Annotated in this window: 13 protein-coding genes and 1 tRNA gene; 2 read left to right on the top strand and 12 right to left on the bottom strand. The window is 44.4% G+C overall.

Features of this window, described 5'->3' with window-relative positions:
* The first annotated feature begins 5 nt into the window (after positions 1 to 5).
* A complete protein-coding gene (rpoD, locus tag IEY48_RS02495; RefSeq protein WP_229786295.1) occupies positions 6 to 1,847 on the top strand; it encodes an RNA polymerase sigma factor RpoD in 1,842 nt (613 codons plus the stop codon).
* Between the two features lie 133 nt (positions 1,848 to 1,980).
* Here rpoD and IEY48_RS02500 read toward each other — a convergent pair whose 3' ends face one another.
* Positions 1,981 to 4,821, bottom strand: coding sequence for an FAD-binding and (Fe-S)-binding domain-containing protein (locus IEY48_RS02500; RefSeq protein ID WP_188916902.1), 2,841 nt, complete (start codon positions 4,819 to 4,821; stop codon positions 1,981 to 1,983).
* A gap of 947 nt (positions 4,822 to 5,768) precedes the next feature.
* On the opposite strand from IEY48_RS02500, the gene IEY48_RS02505 reads away from it, so the two are divergent.
* Positions 5,769 to 5,845: transfer RNA gene (locus IEY48_RS02505), tRNA-Ile, on the top strand.
* 151 nt (positions 5,846 to 5,996) lie between these two features.
* Here IEY48_RS02505 and IEY48_RS02510 read toward each other — a convergent pair.
* From IEY48_RS02510 to IEY48_RS02560, 11 genes are all read right to left on the bottom strand, one after another.
* Positions 5,997 to 6,716 carry a DUF599 domain-containing protein gene (locus IEY48_RS02510; protein ID WP_188916904.1) on the bottom strand — a complete coding sequence of 240 codons (720 nt, stop codon included), beginning with the start codon at positions 6,714 to 6,716 and terminating at the stop codon, positions 5,997 to 5,999.
* 116 nt (positions 6,717 to 6,832) lie between these two features.
* Positions 6,833 to 7,492 carry an RluA family pseudouridine synthase gene (locus IEY48_RS02515; RefSeq protein ID WP_188916906.1) on the bottom strand — a complete coding sequence of 220 codons (660 nt, stop codon included), beginning with the start codon at positions 7,490 to 7,492 and terminating at the stop codon, positions 6,833 to 6,835.
* A gap of 243 nt (positions 7,493 to 7,735) precedes the next feature.
* Entirely contained in the window at positions 7,736 to 9,010 is a 1,275-nt protein-coding gene (gene gabT, locus IEY48_RS02520) for a 4-aminobutyrate--2-oxoglutarate transaminase (RefSeq protein WP_188916907.1), read from the bottom strand.
* 11 nt (positions 9,011 to 9,021) lie between these two features.
* The gene (gene gabD / locus IEY48_RS02525; RefSeq protein ID WP_188916909.1) at positions 9,022 to 10,470 is read right to left on the bottom strand and encodes an NADP-dependent succinate-semialdehyde dehydrogenase; all 1,449 of its coding nucleotides are present in this window, start codon (positions 10,468 to 10,470) and stop codon (positions 9,022 to 9,024) included.
* 72 nt (positions 10,471 to 10,542) lie between these two features.
* Entirely contained in the window at positions 10,543 to 11,829 is a 1,287-nt protein-coding gene (locus IEY48_RS02530) for an NAD(P)/FAD-dependent oxidoreductase (RefSeq protein ID WP_188916910.1), read from the bottom strand.
* A gap of 184 nt (positions 11,830 to 12,013) precedes the next feature.
* Positions 12,014 to 12,829, bottom strand: a complete 816-nt coding sequence (locus IEY48_RS02535; RefSeq protein ID WP_188916912.1) for an ABC transporter permease subunit — start codon at positions 12,827 to 12,829, stop codon at positions 12,014 to 12,016.
* Complete coding sequence (locus IEY48_RS02540) at positions 12,826 to 13,725, bottom strand: ABC transporter permease subunit (RefSeq protein WP_188916914.1); 900 nt, start codon at positions 13,723 to 13,725, stop codon at positions 12,826 to 12,828. Before IEY48_RS02540 ends, IEY48_RS02535 begins: the two co-directional genes overlap by 4 nt.
* A complete protein-coding gene (potA, locus tag IEY48_RS02545; protein WP_188916916.1) occupies positions 13,722 to 14,858 on the bottom strand; it encodes a polyamine ABC transporter ATP-binding protein in 1,137 nt (378 codons plus the stop codon). Before potA ends, IEY48_RS02540 begins: the two co-directional genes overlap by 4 nt.
* A gap of 148 nt (positions 14,859 to 15,006) precedes the next feature.
* On the bottom strand, positions 15,007 to 16,107 hold the full coding sequence (locus tag IEY48_RS02550; RefSeq protein WP_188916918.1) for a polyamine ABC transporter substrate-binding protein: 1,101 nt from the start codon (positions 16,105 to 16,107) through the stop codon (positions 15,007 to 15,009).
* Positions 16,108 to 16,371: 264 nt separating this feature from the next.
* Complete coding sequence (locus tag IEY48_RS02555; RefSeq protein WP_188916920.1) at positions 16,372 to 17,757, bottom strand: aspartate aminotransferase family protein; 1,386 nt, start codon at positions 17,755 to 17,757, stop codon at positions 16,372 to 16,374.
* 120 nt (positions 17,758 to 17,877) lie between these two features.
* A complete protein-coding gene (locus tag IEY48_RS02560; RefSeq protein WP_188916922.1) occupies positions 17,878 to 19,233 on the bottom strand; it encodes a glutamine synthetase family protein in 1,356 nt (451 codons plus the stop codon).
* Positions 19,234 to 19,235: the final 2 nt, after the last annotated feature.

The following is a 19,235-nucleotide window of genomic DNA, read 5'->3' on the forward strand; positions in this document are numbered from 1 at the left end:
TATCTATGGATCACACTCCGCAGTCGCAACTCAAACTGTTGCTCGCTAAAGGTAAAGAGCAAGGTTACTTAACCTATGCTGAAGTGAACGACCACTTACCAGCAGACATGGTCGATTCTGATCAGATTGAAGATATTATCCAGATGATAAATGACATGGGTATCCGCGTTTTTGAAGAAGCGCCAGATGCCGATGACATGATGATGTCGGAAGACAACACAGACGAAGATGCTGCAGAAGAAGCTGCAGCAGCACTCGCAACCGTAGAAAGTGAGTTAGGCCGTACCACTGACCCTGTGCGTATGTACATGCGTGAAATGGGTACAGTTGAGCTACTTACTCGCGAAGGCGAAATTGTTATTGCTAAGCGTATTGAAGAAGGTATCAACACAGTACAAAGTTCTGTGAGCGAATACCCTCAAGCAATTGCAATGATCTTAGAGCAATTCGACCAGTATGAAGCTGAAGAATTACGCTTGTCTGATATTATCTCTGGATTTATCAATCCTGACGAAGACGATGTTGCACCAACAGCAACAAACATCGGCTCTGAACTCTCTGAAGATGATCGTGATGACGATGATGACGACGATGACGATGATGACGATGACGAAGAAGAGGAAGAAGGCAACAAAGGTCCGGATCCTGAAGAAGCGAAAGAGAAGTTTACTCAATTAAGAGAAGCTTACGAAAAAAGCTTAGGCATTATTGCTGAAAAAGGCCGTGACCACCCTGAAGCCATCGGTTCGTTGTTTGTTATTGGTGAGCTATTCAAAGAGTTCCGTCTAGTACCTAAGCAGTTTGACCGCTTAGTGAAAAGCATGCGCAACATGATGGATCGCGTACGTGTTCAAGAACGTCTAGTGATCAAGCTTTGTGTTGAACAAGCTAAAATGCCGAAGAAAAACTTCATTAAAGCATTTACCGGTAACGAAACTAACCTAACTTGGTTTGAAACCGAAAAAGCCAGCAGCAAGCCTTATGCTGAAGGTCTTCGTATGATCGAAGATGATGTTGCACGTTGCGTTGGCAAGCTTGGAGCCATTGAAGAAGAAACCGATTTAACCATCGCAGGCATTAAAGACATTAACCGTCGTATGTCAATTGGTGAAGCCAAAGCACGTCGTGCTAAGAAAGAAATGGTTGAAGCCAACTTACGTCTCGTTATTTCTATTGCTAAAAAGTACACCAACCGTGGTTTACAGTTCTTGGACTTAATCCAGGAAGGTAACATTGGTTTGATGAAAGCGGTAGATAAGTTTGAATACCGTCGTGGTTATAAGTTCTCAACTTATGCAACCTGGTGGATCCGTCAGGCGATTACTCGCTCGATTGCTGACCAGGCACGTACGATCCGTATTCCGGTACACATGATCGAAACAATCAACAAGCTGAACCGTATTTCACGTCAAATGCTTCAAGAAATGGGCCGCGAGCCGTCTCCTGAAGAATTGGCAGAACGTATGATGATGCCTGAAGATAAGATCCGTAAGGTACTTAAAATCGCTAAAGAGCCAATCTCAATGGAAACCCCAATCGGTGACGATGAAGATTCGCATTTAGGTGATTTTATCGAGGACACTACCCTCGAGCTACCATTAGACTCAGCCACAAGCGAAAGTCTAAAGAACGCCACTCACGAAGTGCTAGCAGGCTTAACTGCCCGTGAAGCAAAAGTACTGCGTATGCGTTTCGGTATCGACATGAACACCGACCACACTCTTGAAGAAGTGGGCAAACAGTTTGACGTAACACGTGAACGTATTCGTCAGATTGAAGCTAAAGCGTTGCGTAAGTTACGCCACCCTTCTCGCTCAGAGATTTTGAAGTCTTTCCTAGACGAATAAATATTCGTCCTAGTCTGTAAAGACAACATCAAAAAACCCAGCTAAATTGCTGGGTTTTTTATTGCGTGTAAGATGGCTTTGTATGCAAAAAAAAGCCCGCGCTATTGCGTGGGCTGTAATTGAAATCAACCTGTTACAGCTGTTTTCTGCTCGATGCTTTATCGAGTAACGTTAAGATATTTTTATACGGTATACCCGAATGGGTGGTTAAACCAACATCACACGTCGCTGATACAGAATAACCATGGGTACATCCTTTATCTTTGGTTTCCTCTTTTAAGTGGCGTAAACCGTGCTCATTGAGCTCAGGGTAATTCATACCACGGTTACCCGCCATACCACAGCAGCCCACTTTTTCAGGCACCACAACATCTGTAGCACACAGACGGGCTAAATCTGCCAGTTTCTCTGCCATGCCTAACTTACGAGTAGTACAGGTTGGATGCACTGCAATTTTATCGACGATTTTATTGATTGAAAGACGATCAACCAAAAACTCAAAGGCAAACTCTTCAGGACCGTACATTTTCAAACGGCTGTCGCAAGCACGGCGCATTCTTTCAAGACACGCTGTTGTAGCCACTAGGATAGGATATTCGCCGTTGTTTGACGCCTGTAATAACCACGCTGAAAGCTCATCAGATTTACGATCAGCCGCTTCATCATGCCCATAAGACTCCCAAGGCTGGCCACAACATAAGCCCTTAGGTTTCTCGCCAGACACCATTTCGATGTTGGCCTTTTCAAATAGACTCACAATCGTTTCAGGCAACGAGCGTTGGTCGTCATGCTTAGCACTGGTGCCCATCATACGGTTCAAACACGCAGGGAAATAAACTGCTTTCATGTCACCCTGAGTCTTAGTTTTTGGTAATGCTTTACCACGAGTAGGCATACCTTCCGTCCATAATGGCACAGGCATTCCCGGCGCAATACTGCGAACAACCTTAGTGATTACTCCCATACCAGACTCACCGATAACTTTGCGAGAAATGTCTGTTGCCCCTAAAGCAAATCGAGCCACAGACTCCATGGTGCCAAAACGATCAGCAGTAAAGTCTGAGATTTTCTTATCCATACTGCTAGCGCCTTCAGCACGCAGCACTTTTACATATTTACCGGTATCAATGCCCATCGGGCAACCGAGTTTACATAAACCATCTGCCGCACAGGTATCAATTGCGTAGTATGGATAGTTCTTTTTCAACTCCGCCAGTACTTCAGGCTCTTTGCCAGTTGTCTCTAGCGTTTTCATCACCCTTGCTACAGCAGTACGCTGACGTGGAGATAAAGTTAAACCATGAGCGACACAGTGCGGTTCGCAGAAGCCACATTCAATACATTTATCAACAATGTCGTGTATGGCCGGCATAGGTTTAAAGCCTTTGGCATGACAGAATGGATCATCATTGATAATCACGCCAGGGTTTAAAATACCGCTTGGGTCGAGCGCATTTTTCACTCGTTTCATCAAGTCGTAGACTTCGGTGCCCCATTCTTTCTCAACGAATGCAGCCATACCAAATCCAGTACCGTGTTCAGCTTTAAGCGAACCGTCATAGCCGACTACAAGGTCAACAACCGCTTTCATAAAGCCATCAAAACGGTCAACTTCAGCTTGAGTTGAAAAGTCTTGAGCAAAAATAACGTGATAGTTACCCTCTAGCGCATGACCATAAATCACCGCATCGTCATAACCATGTTTAAATGACAAGTTTTGTAAATCGATTGTCGCTTGAGGTAACACTTCAATTGGAAACGCAATATCTTCAATAATACACGATGTTCCAACAGGTCTCATTGAACCCGCTAATGGGAAAATCGCTTTACGGATAGCCCACATATTGGTGATTTCAGCGGCATCTTGAGTAAATTCAACATCACGATATAGGCCATGTTTTTTCATAATGGCAGACATTTTGGCAACGTTAGCATCAATCTGCTCTTGGTTATCGCCAAAGGTTTCAAACAATACTGCCGTGACATCTTTATGCACATCATTTAAGAAATCGGGTGTGTCATATTTAGATTCAGCAACAGCCTTAAGCGCAAAATTGTCTAACAACTCTGCCGCATTAGTCTCGTTAAATGCTTCTCTGCGTAGCTCAACAATTGACTCACAAGCACCACGCAATGAATCAAAGTAAACCATTGCAGAAGCCGAATGGCTTTTTTTCTCTACACTGTTTAAGGTGATTTCAGACAGGAAACCCAGTGCGCCTTCTGAGCCCACCATAAGATGCAAAATAATGTCGATAGGGTCATGGTGTTCAACAAAAGAATTCATACCAAAGCCGGTGACATTCTTAATTGAATACTTACGCTTAATACGCTGCACTAAAGCATCGTCAGACATAATGTCATCGCGAATAGACTCAATGGCTTGCACCATCTCTGGGTGTTCTTTTTTAAACGCCTCACGGCTTTGCTCACTTGCCGTATCTAAAATCGAGCCGTCAGCAAAAACGATTCTGGCCGAATCAATGAGCTTATATGAGTTATGGTGAGTTCCACAGTTCATACCAGAAGCATTGTTAGAGACAATCCCACCAGCCATTGCAGAGGCAATAGTTGCAGGGTCTGGGCCAAACTTCCAACCTAATGGCGCTAATGCGGCATTGATTTTAGCGCCGATAACCCCTGGTTGCATTTGTACTTTCTTTCCGCCGTCCAACACCTTGAACTTATTCCAATGCAAACCTGCAACCATTAACACCGAATCAGAAATAGCCTGACCACAAAGTGCGGTACCAGCGGCTCTAAATGTCACAGGCGTATTAGTTTGATAGCATTGTGATAAAACGTTAGAAGCCTCAGCTTCAGTTTTAGGATGGACAACAATTTGTGGACGTTTTTGATAAAAAGAAGCATCGGTACCCCAAGCGATACGGCGGAGGTAATCGGTATAAACTCGTGAAGGCTCAAGATACTGGCCTAATTTATCTGCAAGAACTGTCAAATTAGATTGCAACATGTGAATCCCCATTCATGTCATCAATATGTGAGAAGAGCTCGATAAGCTCCATCTAAAGAACGCTATGCCGACGCTATCCCCTAGCAGGGAAATCTAGGCATATCTCAAGGTGAGTTTATTGACCAGACATGTCGTATGCTCATCATGCACACGGATGTTGCGCAAATATCAATCTCTCAACAGTTTCAGTTAATCTTTAGTGCCCGCGCTTGTCATACTTCTTATCTAATACAAGCCCAAGCCTCGCTAAGACGATAAACTATTCATAAACAGCGACGAACCCACAAGCTAGTTAGTACGTTATAATGGGGGTTGCACATAAGTTTATTGACTGACACAATCACACCTTACTTATCTTTGTAGCAGATAATTTCTCAACATACCGCAAACACTGCAGCCCTTATTCTTAATCTTCAAATCAGTTCAAAATTCACACAATTAACGTGAACAACCGCCCAAACCAAAGCCACCTAACACCGACCAACCTCACGCAATGGCACATAAAACCCACTTTGATCACGGTGGCAAATCACAAAAATTTGTTAAATTAGTGATTAAACACCCCGCAATTGAGTAATATCGTCACAGCCCATTTTTGGGTACTAATGTTATCGAAATTGATAACGGTTCTCGTTAGTAATTAACCGTAAAAAACCATTCGCCAACTTCTAGTAACAATGGCAGCTCACAATCACTGATTTCAATAACCAGCAAAGATATGCGGCATTTAGCATTAGCCATTTCAAATGTTCACCTTCACAGTGAGTAAAATGCTGGAGCTTGAACAAAGGGTCATAACCCACAAACATATAACCAGTAATGTGAAGACTGATTAACAGATAACCACTTGAGTCATTTAAGCTAAATTCATGCACAAACAGAGGTGACAAGCGGAAATAAACTTCGTATACTGCATCCGCTTTTGTTAGTGACGACTAGCTTAAGTCGGCCCCTTAGCTCAGTTGGTTAGAGCATACGACTCATAATCGTCAGGTCCCCAGTTCAAGTCTGGGAGGGGCCACCAATTCAGATAAGCCGTAGCAATATTTCATTGCTGCGGCTTTTCGTATCTGACGTTTAGGATTTTGATCGGTGACAAGCATTAACGGTGTGCTATCGAGTTGATGCAATTCACCACACCATGCTCAACATGGCGTGGTGAGTAACAAGATGAGTTATTCTTTTATATGCAGTGGGCTTTTTTCTAAATGGCTTTGGGCGGCGGTGATGGCAACCACAGCTTTAGAGTTAAATTCGCGTTGGTACAAGGTATACACCACAAACAAACTGGCTACGATAAACATCCATGGATTGATAAACCAGCATAGGGCAGCCATTGAATAATAATATGAACGTAGGCCATAATTGTATGAATGAGCGGCCTGATCTTGCACCACTGCCATTTGCTTTGCGTAAGCGATGAGGTTTGTGTCGGTGCCGCTCTTATCTAATGGCGCAGCGCCAATCATCACGTTAACAAAACCATACTGGCGCATTGACCAGGTAAACTGGAAAAATGCCAATACAAAAATGCCTACCAACAAACCGAGCTTTACTTGTACTAAAGCGTGATTAGGTGGTGCGGTAAAAGGAATGGAGGCGATAACGGTTTCGAGCTTTTCAACTTGCGAAAACAAGGTCAATACACCTGCTAAAACCAGTAGCGTGGTTGATGCAAAGAAAGCGATATTGCGTTCAAGATTAGCCAGTAATGCCGCTTCACCGACTCGGTTTTCTTTACCAATCACTTGCGACATCCACATAATTCGCTGCTGATGCATTACCCTCGCAATACAATTTGTGGTCTTTGCTTTACGCCGTGCAAAACTGGTGTAGCCAATCCAGGCAATTAAAAACACAATAAAGGCTAACGAATCTATCCAGGCAATCATCATGTTAATAACCTTTTAACATATATTAATGGCTTGATTATGCATTAGTTTTCATCAGCCTTAAATCAGTTTTTTGTCTAAAACCATTCACCGTAGATAAGTGATGACTCAGCGAGAGCTTAAAACGGGCTAGGACAAAGACAATTCATCTTCTCAAGTGTAATAGGATGAATAAAGCTAAGGCTTGTAGCATGCAATAATAATCGAGGTGCTAGCTGTTGGGATTGCTGATTATGGTACAAATCACAGCCCAGTATTGGATGCCCAATCTGCTGGCTATGAATACGTAACTGGTGTGTTCGGCCCGTTATGGGGCTAAAGCGCACTCGAGTTGATAACCCTTGAGGATGCCGCGCTATCACCTGGTAATGACTTTTAGCTGGTTTGCCCGTGTCATGGCAAATTTTCATCAGCGGAAAATGTTCAACGTCTTTGGCGATGGGGAAATCGATTTTCCCCTGCTCATTGGGCAGATCACCGTATAACACTGCCGTGTAGGTTTTACCAATAGTACGCTGCTGAAATTGTTGAGTGAGCAAACCATTAACCTGTTTATTTAACGCCACCAGCATAATGCCAGAGGTGCCAAAGTCGAGGCGATGCAATAAGGTTGCAGTGGGAAAGTCTTGCACTAAACGATAATGCACAGAGTCTTTATTGAGTGGATTTTTACCCGACAGACTCAGCAGCCCAGAGGGCTTGTTAATCAGCAGTAGGTGTTCATCTTGGTGTAATATTTCGATAACACCGTCACAGGGTGGCGCAATAAATTCAGCCATACAATCTTCATTTTCAAATCAAGCACTGATCATAATCACAAAGGCGCTAGCAAACAACACTGATGTGATTGACCACAGTGTTGCCCATAACAAAATCGTTGATTTAAATCCTGCTTCCATTTAACTCAATAGCGGGGCTTATTCGGCGGTAAAACGGTCTGCTGTTAAACCCTGTCGCAAAGACACATAAAAAATCCCGCTCGCTGCGGGATTTTATTTTACGGTTTAAAGCGATATTCAGACTTAGCTAAACACAGCTTGAAATGTACCGTCCATAATCGCTAAACCAGCATCAATTTGCGCATCAGGCGCCGTTAGCGGCACGAGTACACGAATCACATTACCGTAGGTACCACAAGACAATAAAATCAGCCCACGATTGCGTGCTTCTGCCAAAATTTTAGCGCTGTATTGTGGCGCTGGCACGCCATCTTCCATCAGCTCAATGGCAATCATCGCACCTAAACCACGCACATCTGCAATTTGCGAATATTTAGCCTGCATATCGGTTAATGCCGCCTTAAGCTTATTGCCTACATCATTAGCGCGAGTTAATAGCTGCTCTTCTTCAAACACCTCAATCACCGCAAGTGCTGCGGCACACGCTAACGGGCTGCCGCCATACGTTCCGCCTAAACCACCAGCTGTAACCGCATCCATAATGTCGGCTTTACCGGTAATACCAGATAGTGGAAAGCCGCCGGCAATAGACTTAGCAAAAGTGGTAATGTCAGCGGCAACACCCATTTGCTCCATCGCAAAAAAGGTGCCGGTACGCCCTGCGCCAGTTTGTACTTCATCGGCAATCAGCACGATGCCATGGTTGTCGCACAACTCGCGTAAACGTGTCATAAACGATGGCGTGACTGCGTAAAACCCCCCCTCACCTTGCACCGGTTCTAAAATAATGGCGGCGATATCTGCAGGCTCTGCATCATTTTTAAAAATACGTTCAATAGACTCAATCGCATCATCTTCAGATACGCCATGCATTTCGCACGGAAACTCAGCGCGGAACACATTAGCCGACATCAAGCCCATGCCTTTGCTGTACGGTGCAACTTTACCGGTTAAAGCCAATGCCGCCATCGTACGGCCATGATATCCAGAAGTGAAGGCAATCACACCAGCACGTTTAGTGTACGCACGAGCAACCTTTACGGCGTTCTCAACCGCTTCAGAACCACTGGTAAACAGCGCGGTCTTTTTGGCAAAGTCACCGGGTACTAAATGGTTAAGTTTTTCACATACCGCAATATAGCTTTCGTAACCTAATACCATAAAACAAGTATGCGAAAAGGCATTTAGCTGTTCAGCCACTGCCGCTTTGACTTTAGGGTGTAAGTGACCTGTGTTCAGTACCGCAATACCACCGGCAAAATCAATATATTCACGGCCTTCAACATCCCACACCGTGGCGTTTTCAGCACGTTCAGTAAAGATTGGGTGAATTTGTCCTACACCTTGAGCTACTGCCGCCTGGCGACGCGCCATTAATCCATCATTTGTTTTAGTCATTGCCCACTCTCTTAAACTGACATGCAGATATATTTCATTTCAAGGTATTCTTCGATACCAAACTTAGAACCTTCGCGACCTAATCCTGACGATTTAATGCCACCAAAAGGTGCCACTTCGGTCGAGATTAATCCGGTATTCACCCCCACCATGCCGTACTCAAGTGCTTCAGCCACTTTGTAAACCAGCGAAATATCGCGGCCATAAAAATATGCAGCTAAGCCAAACTCGGTATCGTTGGCTTGCTTAATCACATCATCAACGGTGTCGAATTTAAATAACGGGGCTAATGGACCAAAAGTTTCCTCTTTGGCCACCAACATCGACTTATCAACATCGCGTAGAATGGTGGGTTCAAAAAAGAACCCGCCTAGGCTGTGGGCTTTACCACCCGCCACAACACTGGCGCCTTTTGCGACGGCATCCGCTAAATGGCTTTGCACTTTTGCCACTGCAGCTTGATTGATTAACGGGCCAATATTGACCCCGTCATCTGCACCGTTACCGACACTGAGCTTAGCGACGGCGGCAGCAAATTTTTGGGTAAATTGCTCATACACACCCGCTTGAACATAAATGCGGTTAGCACACACACAGGTTTGGCCTGCATTGCGGTATTTAGCAATCATGGCGCCTTCGACTGCGGCGTCAATGTCGGCATCGTCAAACACGATAAACGGTGCGTTGCCGCCAAGTTCAAGCGACAGTTTTTTAAGTGTCGGTGCGCATTGCTCCATTAACTTTATGCCAACAGCTGTTGAGCCAGTAAACGATAACTTACGCACAATGGGGCTTTCACATAAGGTGTTACCAATGGCAATGGCATCACCTGTGATCACGCTAAATACCCCTGCAGGAATACCCGCGCGATGAGCCAGCTCTGCTAACGCTAATGCAGTAAATGGCGTTTGCGGTGCAGGCTTAACCACCATAGTACAACCGGCAGCAAGTGCTGGCGCCGCTTTACGGGTAATCATTGCTGCTGGGAAGTTCCACGGTGTAATGGCCGCGGTAACACCAACAGGTTGTTTAATCACTGTTAGCCTTTTGTCTGCTTGATGCCCAGGAATCGTGTCACCATAAATGCGCTTAGCTTCTTCAGCAAACCATTCAATAAACGAGGCGGCATAAGTCACCTCGCCTTTGGCTTCAGCGAGGGGCTTGCCTTGCTCTGTGGTCATCATCAACGCAAGGTCATCAGCATGTTGGTTCATGAGTTCAAACCAACGGCGTAGCTTTTGGCTGCGCTCTTTTGCTGACAACGCACGCCAAGCTGGCAGCGCCTTATTGGCTGCTGTGATTGCTGCCTGGGTTTCAGCCGCGCCCATCACTGGCACATGGCCTATTAACTCTTGAGTGGCTGGGTTGGCAATAGCAACGGTTTCACCGCTGTTAGCACTTACCCATAAACCATCGATATAGCATTGCTCGTGCAATAAGCTTGGATCATTTAAAATCACAACGCACTCCTACTCAATTTGATAAACAACTTAATTCCTTGTACATAATCTCAACTCAATGGCTCGCTAAGACTAAATACCAAACTTGTCGCGCATGGTGTAATACCAAGCCCCTAACGCACTAAACGGCACACGTAAGGCGTGACCGCCGGGGAATGGATAATGAGGTAAAGCAGCAAAAGCATCAAAACGGGTCGCCTGGCCATTGAGCATTTCGGCAATTAATTTGCCCGCTAAATGGGTATAGGTAACCCCATGACCACTGCAGCCTTGCGAATAATAGATATTGTGTCCAATTCGACCCACTTGAGGCAAACGTGACAAGGTCATTAAAAAGTTACCCGTCCAGGCATAATCCACTTTAATGCCTTTTAACTGCGGAAACGTCTTTAATAATTTGGGCATAATCAAGGCTTCGACGTTCGCCGGGTCGCGAGCGCCATAGACCACGCCGCCACCAAAAATTAACCGTTTATCGCCCGAGAGACGGTAGTAATCTAACAGGTAATTACAATCTTCTACGCAATAGTCTTGCGGTAATATGCTCGCGGCAATGTCATCGGGTAGAGGCTCTGTTGTCACCACCTGAGTACCACAAGGCATTGACTTAGCGTGCAGTTCTGGCAGTAACTTACCTAGATAAGCATTGCCCGCCACTACCACAAATTTACATTTAACCTGACCTTTCTCGGTATGCACCACCGGAGACTCGCCGTCATCGACTTTGATTACAGCTGAATCTTCAAAAATTTGTCCGCCGAGCGATTCAACGGCACGAGCTTCGCCTAACGCTAAATTAAGCGGGTGAATATGGCCGCCGCTTTTATCAAGCAAACCGCCGACATATAAATCGCTGTTCACCACATTACGAATGCCATCGTGGTCTAGCATTTCTAAATGGTTGTGATGCCCATGAGCTTCCCATAATTTTTTTTGCGACTGTAAATGGCCCATTTGCTTAGCATTCATGGCTGCGAACACACCGCCATCTTTTAAGTCACAATCGATATTATATTTGGCAATACGGTCGCGAATGATTTGGCCACCTTCAAACGCCATTTGACCAAAAAGTTTGGCTTGTTCTTTACCCACCACTTTTTCGATGCTGTCGATGTCGCGGCTAAATGAGTTAACAATTTGCCCGCCATTTCGGCCCGATGCGCCCCAGCCAATTCGGGCCGCTTCGAGAATAACCACTCTCATGCCGCTTTCTAATAAATGCAGCCCAGATGACAACCCTGTATATCCCGCACCAATGATACAAACATCCGTTTCTATTGAAGATTCTAAGCGTGGGCGTTCGACTTTATCATTAGCCGACGCAGCATAATATGAACTAGCATGAGGTGTGGCGGACATAGCGCTTCCTTTATAGGTTCGAGACGAAATACAACATGATCATCGTACACTTAAGCATATTTAAAAACTAGCATTTAAAGTGTAATTTTTTACACTTTGTAGAATATATTTAACACCCTGGCGTCACCTTGGTAAAAAAAAGCCACACTTAAAAAAGCGTGGCTTTAGCAATGGTTCGCTCAGATTACTCCATTGCTTCTTTAGCTTTGCGTTCAGAGCGTCGGGCCAAATACCACGACAAGAACGCAACCAAAGATACACTCAGAATAATAATGGTGGCTAAGGCGTTAATTTTAGGCGAAACCCCTAAACGCACCGATGAGAACACCACCATAGGTAACGTGGTAGACCCTGGTCCAGAGGCAAAGCTGGCAATCACTAAGTCATCTAACGATAAACTAAACGACAAGAACCAACCGGCAATTAACGCCGGAGAAATCATCGGCACTGTGATTAAAAAGAAGGTTTTAAAACGCGTTGCACCTAAGTCCATCGCCGCTTCTTCAATCGACAAATCAAGTTCACGCAGCCTTGACGACACCACCACAGCAACATAAGCCGCACAAAAAGTAGAGTGCGCAATCCATACGGTTAACATGCCACGCTCTGCTGGCCAACCAAGCAAGTCGGCCATTTCAACAAACAGCAGTAACAATGACAAACCGGTAATCACTTCTGGCATAACCAGTGGCGCGGTAATCATGTTAGACAGTGTCAATTTTGCCCAAGAACGGCGAAAACGTGTCATGACAAACGCAGCCATGGTGCCGATAATCACTGCCATGGTTGAACTGTAGAATGCGATACGCAAACTGGTCCACACGGCTTCGAGTATTTGGGTATCTTTAAATAACTCGCCATACCATTTAGGTGAAAACCCACTCCACACCGTGACTAACTTTGATTCGTTAAACGAGTAAATAACCAAAATAAACATCGGCGCATACAAAAACAGTAAGCCAAACCATAGCATCACTTTAGAGAAACTGAGCTTCTTCATACGTCGTTCTCCATATTACGTGACTGATAACGGTGGAATAAGGTAATAGGAATAATCAACAGTGCTAGCATCACAATCGCAAGTGACGACGCTACTGGCCAATCGCGGTTATTAAAGAACTCTTGCCACAACACTTTACCAATCATCAATGAATCTGGGCCGCCCAATAATTCAGGGATTACAAACTCACCTACTGCAGGAATAAACACCAACATTGAGCCGGCAATTACACCGCCCATCGACAATGGTAAGGTGACTTTCCAAAAGGTGTTGATACTGCGCGAGCCAAGATCTGAAGCCGCTTCTATTAAGCTTAAATCCAGTTTCACCAGAGTGGCGTACAAGGGCAAAATCATAAACGGCAAATACGCGTAGATAATCCCGATATACACAGCAAAATTGGTATTAAGCATTTGAATGGGTTCAGAAATCACCCCTAACCACATTAAGGCGTTATTGATTAAGCCGTTGTTGCTTAAAATCCCCATCCAGGCATAAATACGGATTAAAAATGAGGTCCACGATGGCAGCATCACTAACAACAGCAATACGGTTTGTAACCGAGCCGGTGCGCGAGCAATGGCATACGCCATCGGAAAGCCCAAAATTAAACAACCTAGCGTGGCCACAAAGGCCATTTTAAGCGAGGTGAGATACGCCATGTAGTACATAGAATCTTGCAGTAACAATAAGTAGTTACCAAAATTCAGTGCAATATTAAGCATTTCATCCGCGTAGCTAAAGGTGGCTTCGTATGGCGGGATAGCAATCGCCGCAGACGAAAAACTCAGCTTTAACACAATCGCAAACGGCAGCGCGAAGAACATCAATAACCACAGGTAAGGCACCCCCATGGTCAAATAACGACCTTTGATTATTTTCAGTGGATTCTTCATGAGTGTAATACAACCCCGCTGCTGTCTTCCCAACTGATGTACACCTCGTCTTCCCACGTTGGGTGGTCGGCGCGGCGTTCGCGGTTAATCATCGAACATTGTACAATTTGCTTGTTTTTCAGCTTAATGTAGTACACCGACAAGCCACCCAGGTAAGCAATATCGTGAACAACACCGTGGGCCCAGTTGTATTCAGAGTCTGGTTTTTCACGGGTAATAATGGTTTTTTCAGGACGTAGCGCTAAAAAGACGTTTTTGTTTTCTAAGCTGGTTGAAATACCATGGCCAATATAAAACTCACGCTCTAGGCTTGATGACTTAATCACAGCGTGATCCACTTCATCGGCAATAATTTCGCCATCAAATAAGTTCACGGTGCCAATAAATTCAGCGACTAAACGACTGGCTGGCGACTCATAAATATCCATTGGGCTACCAGTTTGGGCAATCCAACCTTCATGCATAATGGAGATCCGATTGGCCATGGTCATGGCTTCTTCTTGATCGTGAGTTACCATTACGCACGTTACGCCTACGGCTTCTAAAATATCGACCACTTCTAACTGCATTTGAGTACGCAGTTTTTTGTCTAACGCGCCCATGGGTTCGTCAAGTAACAACAATTTAGGGCGCTTAGCCAATGACCGTGCCAACGCGACACGTTGACGCTGGCCACCAGACAACTGATGCGGTTTACGTTTACCGTATTTTTCCATGTGCACCAGTTTGAGCATTTCTTTTACACGCATTTCAATCTCTGCTTTTGGCATTTTGTCTTGTTTAAGGCCAAAGGCAATATTTTGCTCTACCGTCATGTGCGGGAACAAAGCATAAGATTGAAACATCATGTTAATTGGACGTTCGTATGGCGGCATATCTGTAATGTCGACACCATCAAGTAAAATACGTCCTTCTGTTGGTTTTTCAAACCCAGCTAGCATGCGTAATAATGTTGACTTACCTGAACCTGAACCACCTAGCAGAGCAAATATCTCACCACGATTAATGGTAAGTGACACATCATCTACAGCACGCACGTCATCAAACAGCTTGCTTACGCGCTCAATTTTGACCAGGACTTCATCTTGCGTCTTTGTGGTTGGTTTATTCGTGACGCCTGAGGTGTTTCCCATAATACTGCTCCGCCTTTTTGAAGTATGACTATCACAACAATGACCTTGTTATGCGCACACTTAACCGTTCTATAGTGGCCAAATAGCCATCAAAAGTAGATAAGAAAATGTAAAAAAAGAGGGCGAGTGTCCCCGCCCTAGCGTAAGGTTATTGGCCTGACTTCACTTTGGTCCAAGCGCGAGTTGCAGCACGTTGAACTTTTAAAGGACGAACATCACCAATGTATAAATTGTCAATTACCGACTGAGGTGGGTAAATGGCTGGGTCGTTACGGATAGCCTCGTCAACCAACTCTTGCGCTGGTACGTTAGGATTAGCGTAAGCCACATAGTTACTAATTGGTGCAATTACATCTGGACGTAGCAAGTAGTTGATTAGCTTGTGGGCGTTATCAACGTTAGTGGCATCCTGAGGGATGGTTAACATATCAAACCACAAGTTAGCGCCTTCTTTAGGGATTGAGTAACCAATTTTGTGACCGTTACCGGCTTCATCTGCACGCGCTGCTGCCTGGAATACGTCACCCGAGAAACCAAACGCGACACAAATGTCACCGTTGGCTAAATCAGAAATGTAGCGTGAAGAATGAAAGTAAGTCACATAAGGACGTATTTTGGCTAATACTTCAGCGGCTTTTTCATAGTCAGCAATGTTTTTGCTGTTAGGATCTAATCCTAAATAAATCAGCGCTTGAGGCAACATATCGTCTGCTGAGTCGAGCATAGCAAAACCACATGAACCAATTTTTTCAGCATATTTAGGGTTAAAAATAAGCTCTAAAGAATCAAACGGAGCATCTTCACCTACGGCCGCTTTCACTTTATCGATGTTGTAACCAATACCGTTAGTACCCCATAAATAAGGCACAGAATATAAATTACCCGGATCAGCTTTTTCTAACTGCTTCATTAAATCGGTTTTTAAATTGGCATAATTAGTCAATTTAGCGCGATCTAACTTTTGAAACGCACCGGCGATAATTTGCTTGGCCATAAAGTGGTTTGAAGGTACCACAATGTCGTAACCGCTGCGGCCAGACAAAAGCTTAGCTTCAAGTACTTCGTTGCTGTCAAACACGTCATAAATTACTTTAATGCCGGTTTCTTTTTCAAAGTTAGCTAATGTATCTTCGGCGATATAATCTGACCAATTATACATTTTGACCACTTCCTCGGCCTGAAGCGCAGTGCTTGAAAATACACTTGCTGTAATGAGGGCCAATGTGGATAGTTTGTTTAGTAGCTTCATACTTTCTCCCTTTTTGGATAATGGCCAGAGCGACGCTGACGTTAGTTTTTTTCGCTAGCAATACCAGCGTGTAAAATCTTCTTTCTATTGAAAGAAATTATCCAATGCTACAACTTAACTATGCATCGGTATGATTACAGCAACGGCATGCGCTCCCATAATTTTGCGGATTTTATCAAAAACATATTCGATTACTAGACATTGAAATGCTTTTGGTTAAAAAATCACTATTTTACAATATTCATTCACCTAAAAATGCAGCGATTATTGCCCTTGCACATACTCATATGTGTCATTTAGCGCCAACGTTGCCTTAGCCACTAACTCGTCAATTTCATTGTGAGTCATTGTTAATGGTGGTGAAATGATCATGGTGTCGCCAACAGAGCGCATCACCAAACCATGCTTTATACAGGCGTCGCGACAAAACGTGCCAACGCCTACTGCAGAGTCAAATGCTTGCTTTAACTCTTTATCTTTAACCAGCTCAATTGCTGCAACCATGCCTAAGCCCCGCACCTCGCCCACTAAAGGATGTTCGGCAAGTTCTTGTAAACGAGACTGTAAATAAGGGGCAGTATCAGATTCAACACGTTCTATCAGTTGCTCTTGCTCAATAATACGGATGTTTTCTAATGCTGCCGCAGCGGCTACAGGGTGACCTGAATAAGTAAAACCATGGGTAAATTCACCACAATCTTGCTTAATGACGTCGGCCACTTTGTCTGACACTATCACGCCACCCATTGGCACATAACCTGAGGTCATGCCTTTGGCAATCGTGATTAAATCGGGTTGTAAATCAAAGTATTCAGCAGCAAACCATTTGCCTGTGCGGCCAAAACCACTGATCACTTCGTCTAAAATAAATAAGATATCGTATTTAGCTAAAATACGTTTAATTTCAGGCCAGTAAGTAGACGGTGGAATAATCACACCACCCGCGCCTTGAAACGGTTCGGCAATAAACGCCGCAACATTGTCTTCGCCCACTTCTAAAATCTTAGTTTCAAGGGCTTGCGCCGCTTGTAAACCAAAGGCTTCTGGTGATAAACCGTTACCTTCACCGTACCAATAAGGTTGAGCAATATGCACCACGCCAGGAATGGGTAAATCACCTTGTTCATGCATACCCGACATACCGCCTAAGCTGGCACCGGCAACGGTAGAGCCATGGTAGGCATTGTCGCGACTGATAATGGTTTTCTTGCTTGGCTTACCTTTAAGATCCCAGTAGCGTCTCACCATGCGTAAATTTGTGTCATTAGACTCTGATCCTGAGCCGGTAAAAAACACATTGTTCATATGTTTAGGGGCAAGTGATGCAATTTTTTGCGCCAGTTCGATTGCCGGTGGATGTGAGCACTGAAAGAAGCTGTTGTAAAATGGCAGCTGCTGCATTTGCTTAGCGACGGCATCAACAATAGATTGGCGACCATAGCCCACATTCACGCACCATAACCCCGCCATACCATCAAGTAGTTTATGGCCCATGACGTCCCATAAATAGACGCCTTCTGCACGCTCAATAACCCGAGTACCCTTTTCAGCTAAGCCTTTTGAGTCAGTAAATGGGTGGATAAAATGCTGCTTGTCGGCAGTTTGTAAACTATCGAGTTTTTGTTGTTGCTGAGTTAATGCATCTTGCATACTTTTATCCTTTCAAGCAGACAGCAAACACACGGTATTTGCTATCTGTTTATCCACTACCTAAGTGCTAGGTCAAAACCATTGCACTACATTTTAATGACGACAGGGCTAGGTACTTCGTTAAACGGTAAGTAATAAAAACTCACGTTCCCACGAGCTGACTACGCGTCTAAAGTTTTCAAGTTCAGCCTGTTTTACCGCTACAAATGCAGTGATAAATGATTGGCCTAAATACTCAATACCCGCTTCACTATCTTGCATAGCCATTAGCGCTTCTTCTAATGTCACTGGTAAGTAGTTTTCGTTATTGGTACGGCTTTCATTTGCACGGCCACTCACCGGTGTTGATGGACGTAGGTTTTTATCCATTCCGATAAACCCACACAATAAACTGGCTGCAATGGCTAAATAGCAGTTAGCATCTGCGCCTGGAATACGGTTTTCAATACGGCGATTTTGTGGCGAAGACTCAGGAATACGTAGACCACAAGTGCGGTTTTCAATGCCCCACTCTAGGTTAACCGGCGCTGAAGTGCCCGGAAGAAAACGGCGGAATGAGTTAGCATTAGGCGCCATTAGTGGTAATAACTGAGGGATATAAGTTTGTAAGCCAGCAATATAATTTAAAAACAATTGGCTTTGGGTACCGTCTTCTTTAGTAAAGATGTTTTTGCCGGTTTTCTTATCCACAATACTCTGGTGAATATGCATTGCACTGCCTGGCTCGTCGGTCACGGGCTTAGCCATAAACGTGGCACACACATCGTGCTTTAATGCCGCTTCGCGTAATGTGCGTTTAAATACAAATACTTGGTCAGCAAGTGCCAATGGGTTACCATGGCTGAAGTTGATTTCCATTTGTGCTGGACCATCTTCATGGATCAAGGTATCGATATCTAAACCCTGGGCTTCACACCAGTCGTACATGTCTTCAAATAGTGGGTCATATTCGTTAGCGGCATCAATTGAAAATGATTGACGTCCAGCTTCTGGGCGACCAGAACGACCTATAGGTGGCTTAAGTGGTAAATCATGATCGTCAGAGCGCTTAGTAAGATAAAACTCCATTTCTGGGGCAATAACAGGCTCCCAACCTTTGTCTTCGTAAAGTTTTAAAACTTTTTTGAGTACGTTGCGTGGAGACAGTTCAATAGGGTTACCCATACGGTCATAACAGTCATGAATCACTTGTGCAGTGGCTTCTACCGTCCAAGGCAGCATAAACACGGCGCTGTCGTCAGGTACACATACAAAGTCGATATCTGCATCATCGAGCAATGAATAAAAAACCTCGTCATTGATGTAGTCGCCTGTGACGGTTTGTAATAAAACACTTTCAGGCAGGCGCATGCCTTTTTCATCAATGAACTTATCTACAGGGGCGATTTTTCCACGCGCTATGCCTGTCATGTCACTAATAACACATTCAACTTCGGTAATTTTATTGTCTTTCAAAAAAGCGATTAACTTATCCATTT

Source organism: Shewanella saliphila (assembly GCF_014648295.1).
Lineage (GTDB): Bacteria > Pseudomonadota > Gammaproteobacteria > Enterobacterales > Shewanellaceae > Shewanella > Shewanella saliphila.

Coding starts and splice junctions, on each gene's coding strand:
- IEY48_RS02560 (WP_188916922.1), bottom strand. CDS start 19,233: ATGGATAAGTTAATCGCTTTTTTGAAAGACAATAAAATTACCGAAGTT.
- gabT (WP_188916907.1), bottom strand. CDS start 9,010: ATGACTAAAACAAATGATGGATTAATGGCGCGTCGCCAGGCGGCAGTA.
- IEY48_RS02555 (WP_188916920.1), bottom strand. CDS start 17,757: ATGCAAGATGCATTAACTCAGCAACAACAAAAACTCGATAGTTTACAA.
- IEY48_RS02535 (WP_188916912.1), bottom strand. CDS start 12,829: ATGAAGAAGCTCAGTTTCTCTAAAGTGATGCTATGGTTTGGCTTACTG.
- IEY48_RS02550 (WP_188916918.1), bottom strand. CDS start 16,107: ATGAAGCTACTAAACAAACTATCCACATTGGCCCTCATTACAGCAAGT.
- IEY48_RS02500 (WP_188916902.1), bottom strand. CDS start 4,821: ATGTTGCAATCTAATTTGACAGTTCTTGCAGATAAATTAGGCCAGTAT.
- IEY48_RS02530 (WP_188916910.1), bottom strand. CDS start 11,829: ATGTCCGCCACACCTCATGCTAGTTCATATTATGCTGCGTCGGCTAAT.
- rpoD (WP_229786295.1), top strand. CDS start 6: ATGGATCACACTCCGCAGTCGCAACTCAAACTGTTGCTCGCTAAAGGT.
- IEY48_RS02540 (WP_188916914.1), bottom strand. CDS start 13,725: ATGAAGAATCCACTGAAAATAATCAAAGGTCGTTATTTGACCATGGGG.
- potA (WP_188916916.1), bottom strand. CDS start 14,858: ATGGGAAACACCTCAGGCGTCACGAATAAACCAACCACAAAGACGCAA.
- IEY48_RS02515 (WP_188916906.1), bottom strand. CDS start 7,492: ATGGCTGAATTTATTGCGCCACCCTGTGACGGTGTTATCGAAATATTA.
- IEY48_RS02510 (WP_188916904.1), bottom strand. CDS start 6,716: ATGATGATTGCCTGGATAGATTCGTTAGCCTTTATTGTGTTTTTAATT.